The organism is Lysinibacillus sp. FSL K6-0075, assembly GCF_038592945.1.
GTDB lineage: Bacteria > Bacillota > Bacilli > Bacillales_A > Planococcaceae > Lysinibacillus > Lysinibacillus fusiformis_F.
Window position 1 is genome coordinate 3,111,464 of record NZ_CP151947.1, and the last position, 21,297, is coordinate 3,132,760.

13 protein-coding genes are annotated in these 21,297 nt (G+C 29.3%); 1 reads left to right on the forward strand and 12 read right to left on the reverse strand.

The genetic code is table 11. The features are described from left to right. Positions 1-379: 379 nt before the first annotated feature. From MHB65_RS15315 to MHB65_RS15355, 9 genes are all read right to left on the reverse strand, one after another. Positions 380-4,528 (reverse strand): hypothetical protein, encoded by a 4,149-nt coding sequence (locus tag MHB65_RS15315; protein ID WP_342440934.1) that lies wholly within the window; start codon positions 4,526-4,528, stop codon positions 380-382. A gap of 43 nt (positions 4,529-4,571) precedes the next feature. Beyond that, the gene (locus MHB65_RS15320) at positions 4,572-6,116 is read right to left on the reverse strand and encodes an LA2681 family HEPN domain-containing protein (RefSeq protein ID WP_342440935.1); all 1,545 of its coding nucleotides are present in this window, start codon (positions 6,114-6,116) and stop codon (positions 4,572-4,574) included. Positions 6,117-6,737: 621 nt separating this feature from the next. Beyond that, the gene (locus MHB65_RS15325; protein ID WP_229387042.1) at positions 6,738-7,346 is read right to left on the reverse strand and encodes a hypothetical protein; all 609 of its coding nucleotides are present in this window, start codon (positions 7,344-7,346) and stop codon (positions 6,738-6,740) included. 191 nt (positions 7,347-7,537) lie between these two features. Continuing rightward, positions 7,538-9,475, reverse strand: coding sequence for a hypothetical protein (locus MHB65_RS15330; protein WP_342440936.1), 1,938 nt, complete (start codon positions 9,473-9,475; stop codon positions 7,538-7,540). 1 nt (position 9,476) lies between these two features. Then, the gene (locus MHB65_RS15335; RefSeq protein ID WP_333719962.1) at positions 9,477-9,971 is read right to left on the reverse strand and encodes a hypothetical protein; all 495 of its coding nucleotides are present in this window, start codon (positions 9,969-9,971) and stop codon (positions 9,477-9,479) included. Further along, the gene (locus MHB65_RS15340; RefSeq protein ID WP_333719961.1) at positions 9,952-11,271 is read right to left on the reverse strand and encodes an SIR2 family protein; all 1,320 of its coding nucleotides are present in this window, start codon (positions 11,269-11,271) and stop codon (positions 9,952-9,954) included. Before MHB65_RS15340 ends, MHB65_RS15335 begins: the two co-directional genes overlap by 20 nt. A 324-nt stretch (positions 11,272-11,595) precedes the next feature. Beyond that, positions 11,596-12,594: a DUF4238 domain-containing protein gene (locus MHB65_RS15345; protein ID WP_342440937.1), complete on the reverse strand. Its 999-nt coding sequence runs from the start codon at positions 12,592-12,594 to the stop codon at positions 11,596-11,598. Between the two features lie 247 nt (positions 12,595-12,841). Further along, complete coding sequence (locus tag MHB65_RS15350) at positions 12,842-14,806, reverse strand: TnsD family Tn7-like transposition protein (protein WP_333719898.1); 1,965 nt, start codon at positions 14,804-14,806, stop codon at positions 12,842-12,844. 60 nt (positions 14,807-14,866) lie between these two features. Beyond that, complete coding sequence (locus tag MHB65_RS15355; protein WP_333719899.1) at positions 14,867-15,862, reverse strand: DGQHR domain-containing protein; 996 nt, start codon at positions 15,860-15,862, stop codon at positions 14,867-14,869. 150 nt (positions 15,863-16,012) lie between these two features. Here MHB65_RS15355 and MHB65_RS15360 point away from each other — a divergent pair, with 150 nt between their 5' ends. Then, a complete protein-coding gene (locus MHB65_RS15360) occupies positions 16,013-16,363 on the forward strand; it encodes a helix-turn-helix transcriptional regulator (protein ID WP_333719900.1) in 351 nt (116 codons plus the stop codon). Positions 16,364-16,463: 100 nt separating this feature from the next. On the opposite strand, the gene MHB65_RS15365 is transcribed toward MHB65_RS15360, so the two are convergent. Genes MHB65_RS15365 through MHB65_RS15375 form a run of 3 tightly spaced genes read right to left on the reverse strand, consistent with a single transcriptional unit; the run spans position 16,464 to position 21,257 of the window. Beyond that, positions 16,464-18,440, reverse strand: a complete 1,977-nt coding sequence (locus MHB65_RS15365; RefSeq protein WP_342440938.1) for a DUF262 domain-containing protein — start codon at positions 18,438-18,440, stop codon at positions 16,464-16,466. Beyond that, entirely contained in the window at positions 18,440-19,747 is a 1,308-nt protein-coding gene (locus MHB65_RS15370) for a DUF262 domain-containing protein (protein ID WP_342440939.1), read from the reverse strand. Before MHB65_RS15370 ends, MHB65_RS15365 begins: the two co-directional genes overlap by 1 nt. Next, positions 19,737-21,257: a hypothetical protein gene (locus tag MHB65_RS15375; protein WP_342440940.1), complete on the reverse strand. Its 1,521-nt coding sequence runs from the start codon at positions 21,255-21,257 to the stop codon at positions 19,737-19,739. The genes MHB65_RS15370 and MHB65_RS15375 overlap by 11 nt, the downstream gene beginning before the upstream one ends. Positions 21,258-21,297: the final 40 nt, after the last annotated feature.

Sequence of the window (21,297 nt, forward strand, 5' to 3'; positions counted from 1 at the left end):
AGAAATCAAAAATATCATCAATTTTGGGCTTTATCACCTTTATTACTTACATATTTGCTATTCATATTATGTAAAAATTATTAATACCATTGCCTCAAAACTGGTATGGCAAGATTTTTGACAACTTTTATAAGGATACTCTTAAGCGCATTAGGAACGAACAAGTTGCTTGACATGGAGCCTCTATGGGCTTTTGACCCACTGTGCCAGAAAGCCAGCTATATCAGGCTGGCTTAGCCAAACGAGGTCAACATGCCCATTGCGCTCCAAGTAAAAATCTTCTTAATTGATAGGACTAAGAATTGCCCCTTATACCTTATGTCCAACTAAACATAATACAAAAGTTATATATTAGAAATAAATAATAATCCATTAATATTTAATAATCACTGCCACTAATCCGCTTTGTTTTCCCCATAGTCCTTTGATTTTCAAGAGAGTACCACCCTTCATAATCAGACCATTTTTTAGTATTATTAGTATGTGCTTCAGATAAATATTTCTCTATTTTTATACGCCAATATATTTTTAATTTTTTTTCTTCCAGCCAATTATACAAGACATCTTTTCTAATCAGTAATTGGTGATTGGCTTCATAGTCAATACTCGGATTTATACAAACAAGCTTGTCATCTAAATAATAATAACCTGGTTTAGAATAACTCTTTAATCCCATACTTTTGAATAAAAACTCAGTTGGAATATCGAAAGCTAGAACATCACTTTTCGAAAAATCCGTTTCTTTCTCCCAAATATAACGCTGTGTTGTTTGCATAATATCTATTGTTTTACCATTACTCAGTTTTACTTTTTCCCAATTTGGTGTATCACCATAATCTTTCTTACTTTTTTTATATGCTGGGGACCAATAATATTCACTAGCATAAATATTAGTCCAATTCCATTCATTAATTTTAGATACGTCAAATTCATGGGGCGTTTTATAGTCAGTAATATAGGAAAAAATATAAGCACGCATAGACTTCTTCTCTGATTTATCATTTACGTTAAAATCAGCAGGATATTCATTCCAAAAAGGATAGTAGCATAGTGTTATCCATTCAACACCCTCAGGATCAATCATTGATATAAGACTATTACCAATTTCTAATTCTTCTTTAATCCAGTCAATTCCATCATTATCAATAGGCAAATAATTAAAATTGCTAAACCATGATTTTGGAGGTTGATTATATTTCAACCCTTTCGTTTCCGCTATTAATAATGTAGGGTCTATGTCTCTTATATTCGGATACCAAGGACCGTTATATGACATACTTGCTTTGTCTTCCCACCAATTATCTCCCTTTAATTCATAGTTATCAGCGATTAAGGCAAGTATTTCATGAAATACAATCCACTGATATTTTTTCCCTATTCTTTCAACCCGTGTGTTTCCTCTATTATCATAACGAGGACTTACTTTGTCATGAAGATTTGGATTATAGCCCAGTTCTATTATTCGAGCTACACACCATTTCTCAAACTTATTAATATCAACATCTATAAAGTTTTCTAAAGTTGATGCGAATGTATACCTACCAAAATCCCCATAATTTTGTCCTGTCTTCATTGAATTAATTATACTTGAAAGTCCAAAGGTACCAGTATATGCTTCTTTCAAGGTTTGAATATCTTCATTAGAAGGAAAAATCTTTGGTAATCTACTTCCATAAGGTGGTCTAATCTTAGCTTTAATATAAGCTAATTCCTTTTCATTGTAATTTCCACAATAAATACTATATTCAACAATTCCTCTTGCATAATCTCTTATTAAAATATTCGGATAAATCTGTGTTGCATTAAAAAAAGCATCTACAATATAGTCACTGATAGCTTTTACCTTATCATTTTCCTTAGTATGAACTATTGCTCCATAAGCTGCCGCATATATTCTTTCTTTAATATATATGTCATTTACATCTTCTAAGGCAGAAAAGAGCGTCTTAAATTGATCAACATGATTTAAATATATACAGGTTAAACCTTTAGTTGCACTGTCTCTTAATGCTCTATTCGAAGAAGAGCATAGCCAACTCAAAGTTAATCCAAATAAAAACCTAGTGTCAGCATCAATTGGCTGTTTCCTATCTATCCTCCAACACCATTTCACGATACGTATATATATATTATTTTCATAGCTCTCATACTTATTGTTTATATGTGGCGTCCACCAAGTGTCTAATTCTGACATACTTAAATTACTTAAAAAGTTTGAAGAAATAAATTCAATATTAAAAGGATGCTTTGAAACTGCAGCAATAGGAAGTAAATTATCAATTATATTTTTCTTTAATTCAACATCATTGTTTGAAATATTTACTAACCATTCACCAATTTTTTTAGCATTATAGATTGTAGTTCTCCACTGTAAACTTTTAAAAAAAGCAGTTAATATTACTTTAGTGATTTTTCCATTAGGAGTACATTCAAACAACTCTGTTTTATATTTTTCAGGCAACATTATTGCTAGTAGTTCAAGCATTGTATTATTTCCATATGTATTACCCTCTAGTAATTTTACGAAATAAGATGAGGATTTAATATACATATTAATATCGACCTCTAAAGGTTTCTGGTTTAATCTATAAAGCAACGTGCTATAATCCTTCATTTTATCGTATGCAAAACCAATCCTTTTCTGCTTACTACTATATTGAGTAAATGTTCTAAAAATCCCTTCTTTAATAAGAGCATCTACAAAACCAAAATATTCGGGTGGGGAAATATTACCTAAACTGATATTTATAGTAGTTACAAATTTCGCTTGTAATTCATTGTAAGGAATAGAAAAGTTCTCTGACAAAACTAGTTCTTCAGCTAATTGATTCACAGCAACTTTTATTAATCCTAAAGATTTTTCATATTTAAACTTCCGATATAGTTTTTCATTTATATAATTCATATATTCTTCAAAAATTTTTGGTAATGAAGGGAGTTCACCTGTAAATCTTATATTTTGACAAGATTCACAAAATAATTTTAGAAATAAGGGATTATTAAATTCATTATTAAATATAGGTACTCGAATATCTAAACCAAAATGTTCAAAAAAATGTTCACATGCAAAATCATAAGCTTCGTCAAATCCTTGATGTTCAATTAAATTCATTCGCTCACGACATTTTTCAGGGACGATATCTTCAATATAGTCCTTTCTTACACTTACTACTAATGCAATCCAACGATATCTTTTAATATCCGTTTCTAATCCAGCCAAATATTTAAACCAAATATCTGTACCTTCCCCTTCATTAAGAGCATCAATAGCTATAAGTATCCGTTGGTTATGTATTTGTCCTATAGAATCGAGTAGCTGTAATAATGAATTAAAACTACCTGCATATTGTAGTCTTTGTTTAATACTCTCTCGGGGATCGAATGACTTTGAAAATTGATCCCCAAGAAATAATAAAGATGGTATTCCTCTTTGAACTTGTTTAAGACAAATATCAGCTAATAAATGTGATTTACCTATACCCGGCTCACCGTGCAAAATCATAAATGGATTATTTATAAGCTCACCCTGTTGATAAAAAAGGTCTTTGCCTTCATAAATCAATTCAAATATCTGGTTAAGCGTCTGTTCATGAGATGAATTCTTAAATTTCAATTTCTCTGAGTTATTAAGTTTGTCCCATATTGAAGAAATATTCTTCTCAAAAGCCTTTAAATGTACTAGTAGTTCAGGGAATTTAATTTCCTGCGTTTCAGAATAGCCGGGTACTTTTAATATCCCATAAATTTCTGCTAATATTTTAAAAAACTCACTACGCTCTAAAGCTAAATCTGTAATACGTTGTGTATGTTCAAATAATTCAACCACATTTTTTACACAAGATTTCAAATCAAAATGATATTTTTGAATCATTTTGAGAGTACGATCATTGCGTAACAGACAATCAAAAAAGAAAGAAACATTCAATTCGACATTTAATTCCGGTGTATAACGTGGACCTAAATCCGCTATAGTAGCTTCTAGATTATCTTTAAACCTATCAATTGTAAATTCACTTCCATTAAACCAATAATATCTTAAACCCTCATTTATCGGCTTAATTAGTAAATCGTTAAGATATGATTCGTCCCACAATTCTATTTCGACTGTATTCCCTTCAGTTGATAATTCTTCTTTCCAATATGCTACTTTCTCTTCCCACTTTGTCTTTGCACTCTTAATTGGTCTTCCAGCTTTATTAGTATATTGTGGATCAGGAAGATTAAATGGTGCAGCAACAATATATTTATCTATATCTGGATGGTTTTTAATTGCCGTCTTAATAGATTTATCTATTTGGGAAATTAGGTCTTCCACGTTAAAAACATATTTAGCTTGCCATCCTACTTCTTTGCCATTATTTAAGCTCCAATAACATTCAACTCCCCCATCTGGTGTACCTAGCCTATAAAACTGTTTATTATTAGGAGGAGGATTATGTCTAGCAAATTGACACACCAATTCTTCAAATGCATTATTTTGTGACTGATTGTGTACACGTATGCTTCTCCAATTAATCAAAACATTCAATCTCCTTCCTTTAAAATTTTTGTATGATTTATTCTTCTAAAACTTAATATTTCCACTCATCTCTATAACTATCTAAAAACATTGGCAAAGTTTTAGCATCTTTTCTTTCTCTCACTTCTTCTTGATGTATTGCTAAAGAGGTTAAAATTATGGCTTCCCTTACATAAGAAATTAAAATCATTGCAGCCTCAACAAACTCTTCATAACTAATCGAAAATGCGATAGGATCATATTTTTCTTTTCTATCACTAGCTAAAGGAAATAACCAACTGTCATGAATTTTTAAATATTTATGTTCTAAATGATTACGAATTGTTGCTAGCATTTCTATGTTAGGATCTAGATAATGATGCTCTACTTTTTGTTTACTAATATCTTTGCACAACCAATATAAACCTAATAACGGTTGGTTATAAGTTTGAAGATTTACCATGTTCGCTTTTAAATGAATTCTTGTTTCATAAGATTTTTTTCCACGTCCCTGTCTGTTTCTCCAAATGGACTTATAGGATACATCCTTTTCTTCTATACCTAACTCAAAATACTCATTTATTAAGAAGGCTATTCTGTCAAAAATTGAATATAAACTTCTATATGCAAATTTTATTTTTTCAATCCCCAAGCCGTATACAGGATAGTCTAATGTATTTACTAAATGAACTTCCTTATCTGAAAAATGTGGATCATTTTGGTTAATTCCTTCGAATAACATATACCTTGCTGATACATATTCTTGTTTAATTTGATTGAATAGGCCATGATATTTAGGTCCTTCATTAATACCCGTTACTATATCCGGCAAATGTAAAATATCATAGGCTGCTACTGGATGCAGAGTTACGTCATTCATGGTATTAAGAAACAGTTTTCTTTCTAAACACCACCTTCGATAGAGTTCTTCCAAATCGCCACCTAAATCAATCTCTCCAAAGTCATAGTCTTCTAATAGAAAACTTTTATCATACCTTTTTTCGATATTTTCTAAAATGCCTTGCCAAAAATAAAACGCTTGTTCATTTTCAAGGTCTTTAGTTAAACTTTTTAATTGTTTATATGCATAATGATGAAAATAATCTGTATGTCCGTCATCATAATCATATAAGCCATAGTTAATTATTGTTGTAGCATGGTTACCTTTAGCCATTGAAAAGTTTTTATCTAATAATTCTTCGATAGAATGAATAGATTTAATAAATCTTCCTATTCTGTTTAAAAGAATTGAATAATTAGTTATTGCTCTATTTTCATATTCTGCAAGATAAAAATATTCTTGTTTAGAGCAAGTTTCTATAAAATCTTTTTTAAAATCTTCGAAAAAATTGATACAGTTTCTAAATAATAACAAACAAAATTCAATATCTTTCTCATTCTCTTCATAAATCTCTATCCGTATAGATTTCAATTCAATATAATCACTGGTCGCCGTTGCACCATGATATGATAAGATACCTTTTTCTAAGAGAGTATATTTATCGCTTCGTGACCATTCTAAACAATCTCTAGAAATATCTCTTAGAGTCTTTTCATCTTTTTCTTCAAATGCTTTATCTGCAAAAAAAGCTATCTCATGGATTTCTTCACAAATCAAGTATACTCCCCCCTTAAATAAATCATAGTAATGTTAGATTAATTATATATCAAACATCTCTTATAAATCTTTGATTATAAGACGCCTAGTCCATTGTTAGCTACCTTAACATATTAACTGTCTTTTTTGTATGTCCAAAAGCTATTTCTATCCAACGTACGGTCATCAGTTAAACAAGTTTTGCAGTCGACTAACAGTAATTCTGAAAAACATTTACTGCACTATCGGCTTCAATAAAATAGCAATGAAGGCACTAAACGAATTGATATCGTTAGTGCCTTTTTGGTTCCAAAATCTTAATTTATAACATAAAACTTTATAAAGGTAATTTCTTATCACGAATTTCAAATTGAATCTGTATGAAACCCCCTCCACGAATAATATCTTATCTGAATACGAAAATAACCCTTTGTCGTTAAAAGAGATGGGATATTAAAAATATTTTGCCAGTTAATTGAATAAAGAATGCAGCCAAAGCATCTTTTAGTATCCCTCTTATATTAAGGAATAATAACAATATGGAACCAATACAATTAAACGCTTTCCTTATTTTCAAGAAAAGCACCAAACTGTTGAATATCTTTATTCATAGATGTTTGTTCAAAATATATACTAAATAATTTATTTCTTAGAAATCAAACGAACTATATTCCAGTTTGAATAAGTTAACATACTCTCTATTGCTGAAATTCCCACAAGATGTTCATAACTCGAAGGAGTCAATGCTTCATATGTATATACATTGTCATGTAATGTTATTGGTAAAGCATCTTTTGAAGAGTGATGCCAGGTATATAAGTTTTTATCTTCTAGCTGACTTGTCACCTCTGTATACAAAGTATTTACTCTTCCAAATATTTCACCACGCCAATGTCTAGGCAATGAATTTAATTTATCCCACATTGATGCTCCTATCCAAACTAATGCCATCCCTTCTGGATCATTTCTAAGTTCCCATAGTAATTCCGCTGTAGTGCGAGTTCCTACTTTGGTTTTATTTAACTTATAATATCCTTGTATACTTTGTTCTTCTATTATTTTCTTTTTTGAAATTAGTTCTTCATTTGACCACCAATCTATATATTCATTTTCATACCAATCCCATCCTGGTTTTTCAACCTCTAGTTCTGTAATTTCAAGTGATTTAAATAGTAACGGATTTATGCGGTTACACATATGTTTCCATACTTTCAATAATTCTTCTAAATTCGGTCTTTCAATTCTACTCATTCATTCATCTCCTTAGAATTATTCTATTTAAATTTAACGTTACTCCAAAGATATTTATAAAAGTATTCATTATGACTCTAAGTGGCTTTTTGACACAATAAGTCATCACATTCATAGTGGCTCCATGTCCGCACATTCTACTTTAAAAGTCAAAAAAAGTTGTGCAAAAGTGTTACTATTACACTTAATTTTTATTGGTCGGCAAATTCATTTACTTCCAAATTTATTAGACCTTTTTCACCAAATAAAAATGTATACTTTACATAATCCTTCGATATCTGTGGAGGGGTATTTTCGACAAGAATAATTTGATGTGATGAACTTAGCTCAATCAATATTTTATAGAATTCATCATAAACTTCCGGATCATTTATCCTTTCTTCACTGTTATTATCTATATCAAGTTGTGGATCATTATCTGATGGATTTAAATCAACTCTTAGAGTACCTACATATTTACTTAATGAATCTAATAACAGTAGTCCTGGATGCCCTTCAGCGTATCCCTTTTCTTTACTTTTTAAAATTGCAGCTAAATACGAAAGTTGCATACACTCTAATAAACCGCCACTTTCATGAGAATATACACCAGAACCATCATAATATGGGATAAAAGAGTCTCGATGTATAAATGTGTCATTTTTTGTAGAGTACTTAAATCGTTTCATAAATTTTTTATATTCTTTATCTAAATAATCAAAAATAGCTTTTTTAATGTCTTCATTCACATTTAGTTTTTTTAATTCACCCTCTAACCTTTCAATTTTTGCAGTTAATTTTTCGATATTCTTATGCTTCTCATCGATTTTTCTATGAATTCTCATACTCTCTTTAATTGTTTCAAGTTCCTTAGTCATTTGATTGATTAAAATATTGATACTGTTTAATTCTGAAAGAAAAGGAACATCAGTATCTTTAGCAAATTCAGCGATTGCATTTTTCAATATGCTTTCCTTTTGAGTTAATCGATTCATATTATAGTCAATTTCTTGAATTTGCTGCATATCCTTATCGATTAAATTTGTTACGATTTTTATTTTTGACTCTAAATCTTTTCTTATTTTTAACAAAGTTTTTTCAGCGTTTTGTTCAGGTTGCTTACGTTCTGATTCAAGATTTACAAGCGAACTGCATAATGGACATTCTAAACTTTGTTCTGGGATAATTAGTTTATAATTCACTTCTAAAGTTGCATTTATCTCAATAATTTCTGCTTGATATTCTTCTATTAAAATTTGTTTAGACTTTATTGAAACTTCAAGTTTTCTTCTACTATTTCGAAAATCAGAAAGAGCATTAGCAATTCCTTCTAAATCTTTTTTTAATTTTATGTACATCTTATTTTCATTATCATTATTTGATTTATTATTTTTGATTATAGTTTCTTTTGATTTCTTTTGCTTTGTGATATCTTTTGTAATACTTTTTGCTCTAGAGCTTAGGTAGTTAAAATCTTCTGCATTTTTATCTTTTAGATATGCACCAAGGCCAAAAATCATTTTTTGATCTTCTAAAAGAGCATTTTGAGTTTCTACTATTTCTTGTTTTAAAGCTGTGGCATCTTGTTCTACTAAATTAAACATTATCTTAAATGCATGAGGATTTTTATTCTTTTTAAATGGAGTTTTATTGCCTAAAAAATCATGTGTACCTAGAGCATGTTGATTTGTATATACATATCTAAAAATATCTCTAAATGATACTGTTTCCAATGTTTTTTGAGTACTATGATTTTTATGTTTAATAATTTTATATTCATTAATATTTAATTCATTCATTAGAAATTTCATAGTTTCATCAATACTCAAAGTCTTGGGTGTATAGCCCTCAATTGCGTCATAATGGCAATAATAAATTTTAATATTGCTAGTCTTTGTTTTAAGATGTCTATTAAAAGTGAATATAGTACCATTTATATTGATTTCTAAAAATACATTATCACAATGAGCATTCAATTCCTTTTGAACTTTTAAATCAATCTTAGCCCCCTTACCAAGAACGTAATCTATTAAACTTAATACTAAAGATTTTCCAGAAGTTTTATCACCACTAATTATAGTGAGACCTTTATTAAAATTAAGAGTCCTCTTATAATCAACGCCTTGTATTACTAGCTTATTTATTATCATTTTATTCTTTCCCTTCGGTAAGAATTTTCAAATTATGTGTTGTATATTTAATAGAATTAATTACATAATTATATTTATCGATTAATTCTAAAAAAAATTCAGAGTCCATTTCTTTAATAAGTACTTGTCCTTCAGATGAAATTTTTAAAGTAAGTTCCTCTTTTTTCTTGGAAAAATCTCCTTTAAAATCTATTAAATTTAAATTGGTTAGATTAATTATTATCTTAGGAAGCTTGCTTTGAAATCTAAAATAAAGATTAATTGATGGATCGGATACGCTATTAGAATTCTGAATGTTTTCATCAAATAATTTATATAAATTGAAATTTACTATACCATAATAAAATAAAAGTTCAGCAATCTTAACATGACGTTTGGTTATTAATGAAAAAGCATAAAGTAAACATAAAAATTTGATTGTGTCTAATTTTTCATTATTAAATAATAACTCTATTGATGGCGGAATAATACTGAAATCATTTACTAATCTGCTCATTAAAACGCCCCTTTCCCCACCAAACATCTAGAGAATCATCTTCTGCTAAAAGGTGTATTAATCCTCTACTTTCATTTTCATCTGACTCTTTATCTTTTAAGAGGTCGGTGTATCTACCTAAATCTAATGCCTCTAGACTTTCATGTACAACATTTAAAAACTCCTCACTATTACCATATTTTTTATAAACTACAACATATTTCTCTCTATATTTTATAAATACTTTTCCTAATAACATATCTATAACATCTAAAGAAATTCCCTCATTCCTTAAAAATCGTATATATTTTTCAGAAGCAATATAGAAAAGAGTACTTAATTCAATATTATCTTCATCAATACTCTCCAATTTCAATTTTTTGTAAAATAAATGATCTGATAAGTTTTCTTTCAGGTCAGATAATCCCGCTCCAAGAAATGTTGTTTCTTTTGCTGTAGATTTTTCTGTTCCCTTTGGAAATTCAATTTTTAAACTCGGTTCATTATTGGTTAAAACATCTAATATTTTTCTGATTTCAGTAGTATGTGATGAACTTGTTGAATCATATGGAATTGTTATTAATCCATATTTTTCTCGAAGTTCGCGTATACGCTCTTGACTAGGATTATTTAACAAAATATAGTGAATACCTTGTAAATGTTTTTTATAATCTAAAATTAAATTACTTACAAATTTATCATCAAAAGAAAAGCCTAAAAATAATACATGTTTGTTACTCGTTATTACTTTTAAAATATCGCCATACTTTTCGTCAGTATAAAGTGAATCGTAACTACTTTTACTTATTACAATCGAACCTGGATTTGAAGTATAGCCGTGTAAATGACAAATACGTCTAGTATCAAATATGTCTTGTGAACTAAAATCTAGCTCTTTAAGTAGAATTGGTACCGTATCACAATCAAGATGTTCATAAAGTAAATTTTCATAATTTGTTGTTAAAAATAATTTACACTTAAGTTTCGCCAAATCACTATAATTATGTTCTGTATCATCAGATAAATGTTTCTTTCTTTCATTAATTAGCCTAACAATTTGTTTTTGTAAATCTTGATCTGTTAAAAACGTATATTTTTTTATTTCATCAATAGCTCCCCAATAATCATTTTCGTTAAGATGCCATTGGACCGCAGTAGGTAATAAGATTTCTAAATTTCCAGTAGAATATGTAGCACAAATTTCTTTTATCAAATCATTCCAAGATGGAATTTCAAAAGGTATTGATAATCCAGCACCAATAAAGGGTACGATTTTATCTTCATCATAAGCCTGTTTTAGAGAAATTAAATTAGGATTCATACGCTACTCCTCGAATTCAATGTATTTTTTACTATAATATACCATTTATTGATGTATGATTAAATACTGTTATGATAGTTATTTGGTTATTTTTATTTACTTAAGTTTTATAAATACACGATACATACTTTAAATAAATCGATTATTATATACCTAAGTTTATAAGAAAAGGAACTTGTGAATCAGTATTTCACAAGTTCCTTTTAAAGAGGATTTAAAATTCCCAAAATCCTTATTTCTTTTACTTTATTTATTCAATAATATATTTGTTTCTATAACCTAGTTGTTAAAATTTACATTGTGAACTATCATTAAAATTCTCATTCAACTATGAATTATAAATTCCTGTGCATTAGAACGAATAATATCGTTATAATTTTTTACGGCTTTATCGGTGATATGCGTGACATAGTATATATTATCATCTTTTTTACACTTACCCTTTGCCATTAAAATTCTAGGAGTTATTGGAAGTAGACCAACTAAATTCTTATCTTCCCTCATATACGTGAATGCTGGACTGTCGCTCGTAATAAATTTCGTAGGACCATCAGCTATGAAAAAATGAAAATTTGTATGTTTTAAATTAGCAATCATCTCTTTAAAAATCACACCTGTATCGTTTAAATACTGCCTATAAAAATTTAATAATAAAAAATGTCGAATTTCATCGAGTGCAGTTTCTAATGATGGCAATATCCTTTCATTTAGTGGTATTTCAATATTGCCTAACAAATTACTTGTTAAATTTTTATACATTTTTTCAAAAAACTGATTTGAACTAAAACCTCTCCAATCCAAAGCAATAAAAAATTTCATTAGATATTCTCGGTCAAACATAGCAATACTATCATTAGAAGCATTTAACAAAGTTGATTCGATCTTCGCAACTTGTAAAGCCCAATTATTCTCATACTTAGTAGACCAATTACTCTCAATATCTTTAATTTTTATTTTTTCAATTTCTCTCTTAATACTTTTTTTACTTACTATGCTACCATCTACTCGCTTAACTACCCAATTTTCGAAATCATAGTAGTATTTATTCATATTGAGAGGGGATTCAAGCACATTATCTTCATATTCAACAATATACGACAAAATTGGCTCAAAAATTATATTCGCATCACTTTCTGTGCATATAGGCATTCCAGCTTTGATTGAATGAAAATCTGTTATTCCCGCTATTCTCTCTTTATTACGTTCAACAATTTCACCAGGTGACCTTAGAAATTCTATGTTGAGTGTCCCATTTCCATGCGCCCATGCTGACATATACGTTTGGGGAACAAGGTGATGGTATTTTGCTTGCGTCTCATTCATAGATTATTCCTCCCTATTATAAAACTAAATATATCCAAATTATCTAAGTAATTATAACAGGATACGTCACCAATAAAAAAACTATATAAATCTTACGGACATATATTCCTATAAGAAATCCTTCAAATTCACTACTATCCTTTATCGCTTAAGAATTAAATATTTAGTGAGGAAATCCATTGAACCCTAGTTAACACATTTTAAATGTTCTTTTACTTTTTACTTATATATTCTTCTAAGTAATATCTTATTTTTTGAAATTTTTACTTTCTATTGCACATACCTCTCTAACCTTTTCAAAATAAACAATCCCGTTTTTCTCTAACATTTTGTCAATTATTAAACAGCAGCGTCTAATCCTAAAATCCTGTACTGATTCAGTAATTTCGCTTAATAAAGCGGTTGTTTTGGGTAGCTTAGCAGTATGCCTATTATTTGAAAGTGCTTCAATTTCTAAATGCTTGCTAAATAATTTCTTTGTAATTCTAACCGGCTTTTCTAGCTTTAGTAGCTTAGGATAAATTTGTTGGATTCTATTATAATATTCTTCGTCCCGAGCTTCCCAATCAACAGCCGGAACATTCTTGTTATTTTGAACAGGGCTTGGCATATTAGTCTCAAACCATTCAAGATCATTTTCATGCAACCATTTACAGGCTCGGTGAAATTGCTTCCACAAGTCAGTCCTTGTAATCGTTGGTCTACTCTCTATTTCTTTTAAAATTTGTGTTCGATATTGTGCAAGACGTTCTTCTATGTTCCGTGAAAGGTCATCTCGTTTTGAAGGTAAGTTTCTATCTAACCAGTCAGTATCATTTTTATAAAGGTACGTAAATAATTTTTTAAATTCTGTTTGAAACTGCTTTCTACTACCAGTAGGATTTTTATCCAACCATTCTGATAACTTGGCACGATATGCTTCAGTCCGTTCAGGTGACTTATTATTAACTGATAGTTTATTTCTAACCGTACTTTCACTTATCCCAAGGGCTAACGCAATATCTTCGGGACGCATATTTAAATTTACTAATTCATTGAATTTTGCTTCCCATACGTCTCCATACGCTGTTATACGACTTCTAATCCACTTTTCACTTTCTGCCTTCTCTGGACCAGTTCTTGTGTATTCAAAACCGCAGCAACACTTAAATTTGCCAATTATAACGTCTGTTTTCTCTCTTTTAGTAATAGATACTTTAGGAATAACAAGCTCTTTGTAATGGCTTGCCGCAATATTTAAACACGGCCATGGTCCTTTTCCAAAAGGTCCCTCATCCTCTTTTACTTTCAAGAATGAATCTATATCTTGATTAAAAAAATATAGCAATAAAAGATGACGAAATGGATGAATCCCTTGTCTTTTATAATTAGTCACCGTACTTTGCAACCAATTGTTGGTTCCCATTCCTCTTAGGTGCGAATTAAATCTTTCTAAAAAACCCTTTGGAAATTTAGCATTAAATGCTTTTAATAACTCAGCTTGTTTTACTGCTGAATTTTTCATAATCCAATTATTTTCTCTAAGTAAGGCTCGATATTTATTAAATGTCACTTCAAAAGATATGTTTTGAATAGATGTATTTAATAGCTTAAAAGCCATTTGTGAAAGCTTTATTTCAACTTCTCTATGCTCTTTTATCTCATCGACGGTATCTTGAAATTTTAGTGTGTCTAGTACACGCTTATCTAGTCGTATATATCCGTATCTACTATGATTTTTATAATCAACAGGATATTTTATTAAACGCTGCTCATGATGCGGGCAATAATAAATTGCGGGGAGATGGTGTTCTCGATGTATATAAGGCTCTCCGTAGCGAGCAATATCTTCGCTGACGCATTCCTTACAGAAGAAAATCTCTTTTTTACTATCGATTTTAGTTGGAAGAGTACCTAGTCTCCCTCGCAATCCTCTTGCATCATTCTCAACGTCTTCAGAAACTTTCCGTTGCTTTGCTTTGGTTATAAAGGGTGCAAAGAAGGGATATATAGTATTTTTTGAAAGAATTTTTTCTACGGAATATCCTGAACCTAAATTTTGCACAAAGTTAGATAAATGACTACCAAATTCAATGATTGGTACAACTGTTCTACTACCAAATAATTCTTCAAGAGTATCTACAAAACTAACATTGCCATTATAAAAATGATACCGGCTAATGGCTGAATACAGCAATTCATTTGGATATGGATCCGTAAAAAACGGTAACACTATCCCCCCTCCCATTTCACAAGGAATTTATTAAAATTTAATTGGTATATGCTACTTACCTTAACTTTTTAAGCAGTTTATAATGTCTTTTGCCGAAATTTTCGATCCAGCAGCTCCCTTCAAATATTTCAAATCTCCACTAGCTAACCAGTCAATCTCTTTTAGATTCAATAATGTTTTAGCAATTTTTGAAGAGTCTGGCTGTTGTGATTTTGTAAGATAATTTTCATTAATGACTTGTTTTCCAGCTATAGCTAAAGCATTTAAGCCAGTTATATGAGTCATTCGATACAATTTGTTATCCGCCCACTGCTCTGGAAATAGTTCCTTAATTGTATTGAAATAAAATAGGCACAGGTTTAATTTCTTCTCCTTAGGAAGTTTCTCAAGATTTGATTTCTTAGTTAACAATTTCACCATGTTATATAGATTTTGGAGCGTAATATTCTTTTCTTTACTACGATTTCCAGTTAATGTTCCTTTACTAAAAAATGGACTTTCTGGTTTCAAGATTAAATTCGTTGCGACCCAACTTAAATCATCATTATTTCGATTTAAATATCGACTTAATGATGTTCCAATGCCCTTAGCCTTTGTATTAATCACATCAAAAAGCTTAATTTCCTCATCTTCATCCAAATAATGAAATGCTAAAAATGGGATGATTAACGTACTCGCTGTATCATTAATATACTTTTCAATTCCCCCAAGACGATGTTGACCATCCATTAAAGTACCTTTCTTTTTACAAATAAGACGCCCAACATTTGGTCGATGCTTATCATACGCATGAAACTCCCAGTTACCAGCTGCATTTAATAAAATCGGTGTATATAAGGAATCCTCTCCTTGAGATAAATAATCTGCAAAATCTTCACAACGCTTACGGTTGATCAGCCGCTGATATCCTTTCCCTGACGAGTCATTATATAACTTTGAATATGAAAAATTAACTGCAACTTGCGAAGACACAAAACCTTGATAAGCTACTCGACCACGCATTTTAGATTGAATTACATTCTCAATCGCTATATTTGAAGGTAAATTATTACTCATATTTTTTCTCCTTTACATTTAATCTATATCATTTTAATACCAAAAGATAATATAAATCAATTAAAATAAACTTATAAGTTATTTTTTTTATGATTTAATGGTATGTAATGCTTGTTTCACCTCACATACGCTTAAATGGGGTGATACAAAATGGACTTAAATAAAAGAGTAGGAATGAACATCAGAGCAATTAGAAAGGCACAGAAATTAACAATCGATGAACTAGCTGAAAAATGTGACTTTCAATCCCCTTATCTGTCGGATGTTGAACGCGGAGAGAGAAATATTACGTTACAAACTTTAAATAAAATATTAGATGCGCTTGAAGTAGATCCAGGAAGTGTATTAATTCCTGAAAGCAGAACTAATGAAAAGCCTGAAAATATTAGAGAAGAACTTTTAAACATTTTATTTAATACACTTGAGGATAAGAATGAAGATGATATTCGAATGTTATTAAATATCGCTAATGAGATCTTCGGTCGGTTTAAAACAAATTAAAAAGCAGCTTGTGAAATAAAATCACAAGCTGTTTTTTATTTTTCAAATAGTATCAGTCTAAAGCTCTACGTACTCCATTCCCATCAACAAATTTTGAATTTTAAAAATTCCCCATAAAATTCTCCATATCTCCAACGCGATGCATATAACCGCGAGCTGCAAACCCACGTTTTTCATTTTCAGTATATATATTATCCTTAGGTTGAAAAACTTTTCGTTCACTTATCCATCCATCAGGTAAACGTTTAAAACTGTCCAAATATTTATACTCTAAGCTTTTTTCTAAACCTTGTTCAGATGTGAACAAATCACACCAGTTATGTGGAATCAGTGAGCCTTCAGACTTATGTACAGCCCCATTCGGATTGTAATTATTCCACAATATAGTAACATCTTCAAAAATAATAAGATTAATATTACTCATTGAAATAAAATATAATATGGCTTTATATTGAAGATTTATTTTCCAAATTCCATTATTTATAACCTCGTTGTAAAAGTTTTCGTTAAATAAACTCTTTAAATAACAGCTTTCTTCACTATAAATTAAAATATTGTCTACTAACCCATTCAAGAATTTTAAGTTTTCGTATTTTTCTATCAATTCTTTTTGTACAGAATTATGTTTTTTCTGTTCTCTCTTTAAAATGTCATTTAAAAAACTTGATTTTGATTCTTGAAGATATATATTTAAAAACTTTTTATCTGGACTACACATGTACTTATAATTTAAAACTATTAATGAATTAATAAAATTTAAGGTTCCCTCATCACAGGCCACTTTATGTCCAGTGTAATATTCAGGAATACCTTTCACATAATATCTAGAATAAATAATTTCTTTACTGTCAACTCCCCAGTCGCAAAACAATATTTTCGCATACAGATTTTCTGCTCTATTATTATTTAATAATTTCTTCAAAAATCTTAGATACTTATATAAAGTATCTTTATTTTGTCCAGCAGTCGATAAATTAGAAATGTAAGACCAGATAATCACGTCTTTATGTGTATCTTCATTATGAACATTTGACAAAAAAGTTTTCAGCATCGCATTATAATTCGAATCACTAATAGACCAATGTTGACCTCTTGTAGTAAAAAAGTGTCTAGATGTTGAATAATCAATACAAGTAATATCTTCTACATTTTTGCCATCAATTTCATCAATAATACTATCAATAATTTTTTCGACACGTTGTAGATGCTCTCTTGTTAACCAGGAGATAGTATTGAAATCGTTCATTTCTTCGTTCTCATTTTCTTCAATCCACATCATACGAAAACAATATTTCAAAAAATAAATCAACATTTCCTCTTCACAATGAATTTCTTTATTTTTTTCATACTTATAATTCATAAAAAATTTCAACCATTTATTTTCTAGCTTCAATGCAAATTTTTCAAATTCTTTATCTTTATCACTCTTCCAAATTATTGTAGAAGCATGGTGATATAATTCTGCTTTATATAATTCGTAAGATTTAAGATCTAATCCATCATTTATATCTAAAAAGAATTGCTCTGCATCATTTATTTCATTAACAAGAATTATATTAAACATTACCTTATTAAATAAAAAATCAAAATTTATTTTTTCGGACAATTTGATATACTTATTATTTTGATAAAAGGACTGGCTGTTAAAAACTTTAATTAATTGCGCTAATGAGTATGTAGTGAAGTCAACTGCATCCAACTCATTAATCATTGTGGGATCACGTAACCATTTATTAGCCGTTTCTCTATTTGTAAAAGAAAATTTCTCCAGCATTTTTTTGTTTTCTGCATTTGTTTTATCCAACAAATATGAACAAAGAACAACTAAAGTTGCTAAACGCTGCTGACCATCATAAATATACAAATTATTGTTTTTATCTTTATAACCAACAAGACAACTAAAATTAAAGTTCTCTATTTTTTCATTTCTCTCTGCAATTGCATGTAAAAGTTTTAAAAGTTTTTCTTTCCCGCTCCCCATTACGTAATCTCGTTGAACATCTGGAATAATAATTTGATTATATGCTTGAAGAACATCTCTCAATGATACTTGATTTTGATGAACTGCTATTACCATTACATCACCTCTATGTCGCTTTTATATTTCCCCTTAATATAATTCAAGTATATTGATTTAAACATTTCAAATTCTGCCGCACCATTATAAATCCAAAATTTTTGATTTCCATTAACCTCATCAAATTCATTTTCAATATTTTTATGTTCTTCAATATATTTAATAGACTTTTTACCTTCTTGCAATTGCGATTCGATAAAACATGCCTTTTGAAATGGTTTACCCAAATCTTCACATTCTTTTAATAATACTTCTTCTAACTTATAATCTAAATTATTATTTAGCATACTAAAAAAGCGTAGTTTCTTATTCAATTCAAATAAACAATTATAGGCATTATAACTATTCCAATTTTCCATTTCTAAATCATTCGATAATGTCAATAATATTTTTTTATATTGTTTTAAATGTGTTAACTCAACGTTGTAATCATATTCTAATATGCTATTACCATCAAACTCATCACTTCCGTAACGCTCACAGCATAAAAGCTTTAATCGATTTTCATCTGGATAATGTTTATTCTTATATCTTTTTTGATCACTTTCAGGTATATTTTCCTCGATATATCTTTGTTGTACTAGCTCCCAAACATCTCTCTTATTAAATACTAATTTTGACAAATCTTGAAAAAGGTGCAAGACAGCTGCTTTTTCATCTTTTTCATCTTTTTCATCTTTTTTAGAATCTATAATTAAATGTGCTTTTATACGATCTGAAATAACAAATCGTGTTTTATTTTTATTTAAATTAACAAACTCATCAAATGGTTCATTTCCAGTAATATGCAATAAAACATGTACATTGCTAATTATATAATTAAAAAAACCTTCTCCACATTTCTCTGTATACCCTACATCTTCTAATGCTTTCTTTATTGCACAATAATTGTCTTCAAATCGCGCTACATCCGTATACATATCATTTTTTGCCCATTTATTTTCGCTTGTAATATTACTTAAATACGTTTGTCTTTTTTTATCTAAGCCTTCATCACGTTCAAACCTAAAAGTAAAATGATCCATCTTTGGTTGTATATACTTTAACAACATCAGCAAAGTTATCATTCGCTGTTGTCCATCTATTAATTGCATTTGATATGTGTCTTCTACCTTATATAAAGTAATCATACCTAAAGTATAATTTAAACGTTTTCGTTTATATGCGCTCCATAAATCTTTCGCCAACCTTGAAGCTGTCGTGGCATCCCATTTATAATTTCGTTGAATCAGTGGGATATAGACATCGTATCGTTTAAAATAGTCATTCATTATCACATTAAATGAAACCATTTTATTATTCTCCATACTTTGCTCCTTTCATCGCTGCATCTTTGCAAATAATTTTGTATAAATTTAACAATACATTCTCCCTACTAATATTTCTCGAATTATATATATTTTCTAATGACCATTCTCGTTCCAATTCTTCTGTTTGCCAATCTATAAATGATAGTGCTAACTGTATTTTAGGGGAAATATTATCTATAAAAATAGATTTCAAGAATTCTCCATAAACAATATAAATTTCAATTAATAACTTGTTGTCTTTATAATTTTTTTCCTTTTGAATAAATTCCTCAACTTCAATTTCATTTTTATTTAAGCTTTCAAACATTTCCTGTTCTTTATTTAATTTATTTAGCTCTTGCGTTATAAAATCTATTTCTCTTTTCATACGTTTATCATAATTTTCGATAAACCTATAATTCTTTTTCTTTTCAGCATATATTTTAAAATAATTGTAAATAAGGTGATAATATTCAATTTTATCAAATACAAAATGATAGCATTTCTCTTGTTCAATCATTTCTTCATTCAAGCCTATATCATAATCTTCAATTTCCCATAAGATATCACTAACAATTATTTCTTTATCTGCTACTGGACTTACCCTTGATGAAATTGCTGCCTCGCCATCTTGTTTGCGCTCTTGTTTTATCCAATTCAAAATAATTATGTCGTAGAAGTCATCTGGCATACTATATGATTCTTTCCTTTTTTCAAATTCAGCTTGGGAAATATATACTTCATCTTTCAGAAACTTCTTTGACCATTTATTGTAGTTACTAGGTTTTTTGTTTCTCGGATGGCTAAAATCTATACAAAAATGAGGTGTATTATCCAAACTAAAAACATTTTCAGATTGCAAATACTCTTGTAAAGATATCTGATTACTATTTATCTCAATAAAATTGATAGGTGCATCTTTAATAATATATAAATGCGCACTAGAACTTTCATCCAGTCTCATGTATTTAAATAAATCTATACCGAAACCTTTAGATAAAGATTTTAGGTTGATATTGCCCCCACGATTGATATGTTCCTTACATGCTTTAAATATTAATTGAACTCCATTTTCCTTCAAATGATTTTCTTCCACATTATTTTCTAAAAGCCATGTATGCCAATTACTTTCACTACCATAACTAACGCTATATAAAGTTGTTCTATCTTTTTTAAATTTCACATTATAATAATAACCCAGGCCTATTAAATTCATTTCTTTCATAGCATTCGATTCAATATAATAATCAATAATAACCTTTACTTGTTCCTCATCATAATTTTTATATTCTAAAAGTAAGTTTTCAATTATGGTGCATAATCTCGTGTAATATAAGGCTATTTTCATTTTACTTTCAGGCGTTTGATTGTATTCAATTGAATTTCCTAAAAAAAATACTTGAACTGACCTTTGCTTTTCACCTGAAATAATGTCATTTAAACACTCTAAAGCTTTGTATGTGGCATCGCTAATTTTATTTTCAAATACTTTATACCGTTCATTTAAATGTTGACTAGTAATCGTCATATTTCTTACCTCCCAATCAATCTTTCGTATCAATATAAAT

What these genes read in the sequence shown, in the direction of transcription:
- MHB65_RS15325 (WP_229387042.1), bottom strand. Translation starts at nt 7,346, where the DNA reads ATGAGTAGAATTGAAAGACCGAATTTAGAAGAATTATTGAAAGTATGG.
- MHB65_RS15330 (WP_342440936.1), bottom strand. Translation starts at nt 9,475, where the DNA reads ATGATAATAAATAAGCTAGTAATACAAGGCGTTGATTATAAGAGGACT.
- MHB65_RS15335 (WP_333719962.1), bottom strand. Translation starts at nt 9,971, where the DNA reads ATGAGCAGATTAGTAAATGATTTCAGTATTATTCCGCCATCAATAGAG.
- MHB65_RS15340 (WP_333719961.1), bottom strand. Translation starts at nt 11,271, where the DNA reads ATGAATCCTAATTTAATTTCTCTAAAACAGGCTTATGATGAAGATAAA.
- MHB65_RS15345 (WP_342440937.1), bottom strand. Translation starts at nt 12,594, where the DNA reads ATGAATGAGACGCAAGCAAAATACCATCACCTTGTTCCCCAAACGTAT.
- MHB65_RS15355 (WP_333719899.1), bottom strand. Translation starts at nt 15,862, where the DNA reads ATGAGTAATAATTTACCTTCAAATATAGCGATTGAGAATGTAATTCAA.
- MHB65_RS15360 (WP_333719900.1), top strand. Translation starts at nt 16,013, where the DNA reads ATGGACTTAAATAAAAGAGTAGGAATGAACATCAGAGCAATTAGAAAG.
- MHB65_RS15365 (WP_342440938.1), bottom strand. Translation starts at nt 18,440, where the DNA reads ATGGTAATAGCAGTTCATCAAAATCAAGTATCATTGAGAGATGTTCTT.
- MHB65_RS15370 (WP_342440939.1), bottom strand. Translation starts at nt 19,747, where the DNA reads ATGGAGAATAATAAAATGGTTTCATTTAATGTGATAATGAATGACTAT.
- MHB65_RS15375 (WP_342440940.1), bottom strand. Translation starts at nt 21,257, where the DNA reads ATGACGATTACTAGTCAACATTTAAATGAACGGTATAAAGTATTTGAA.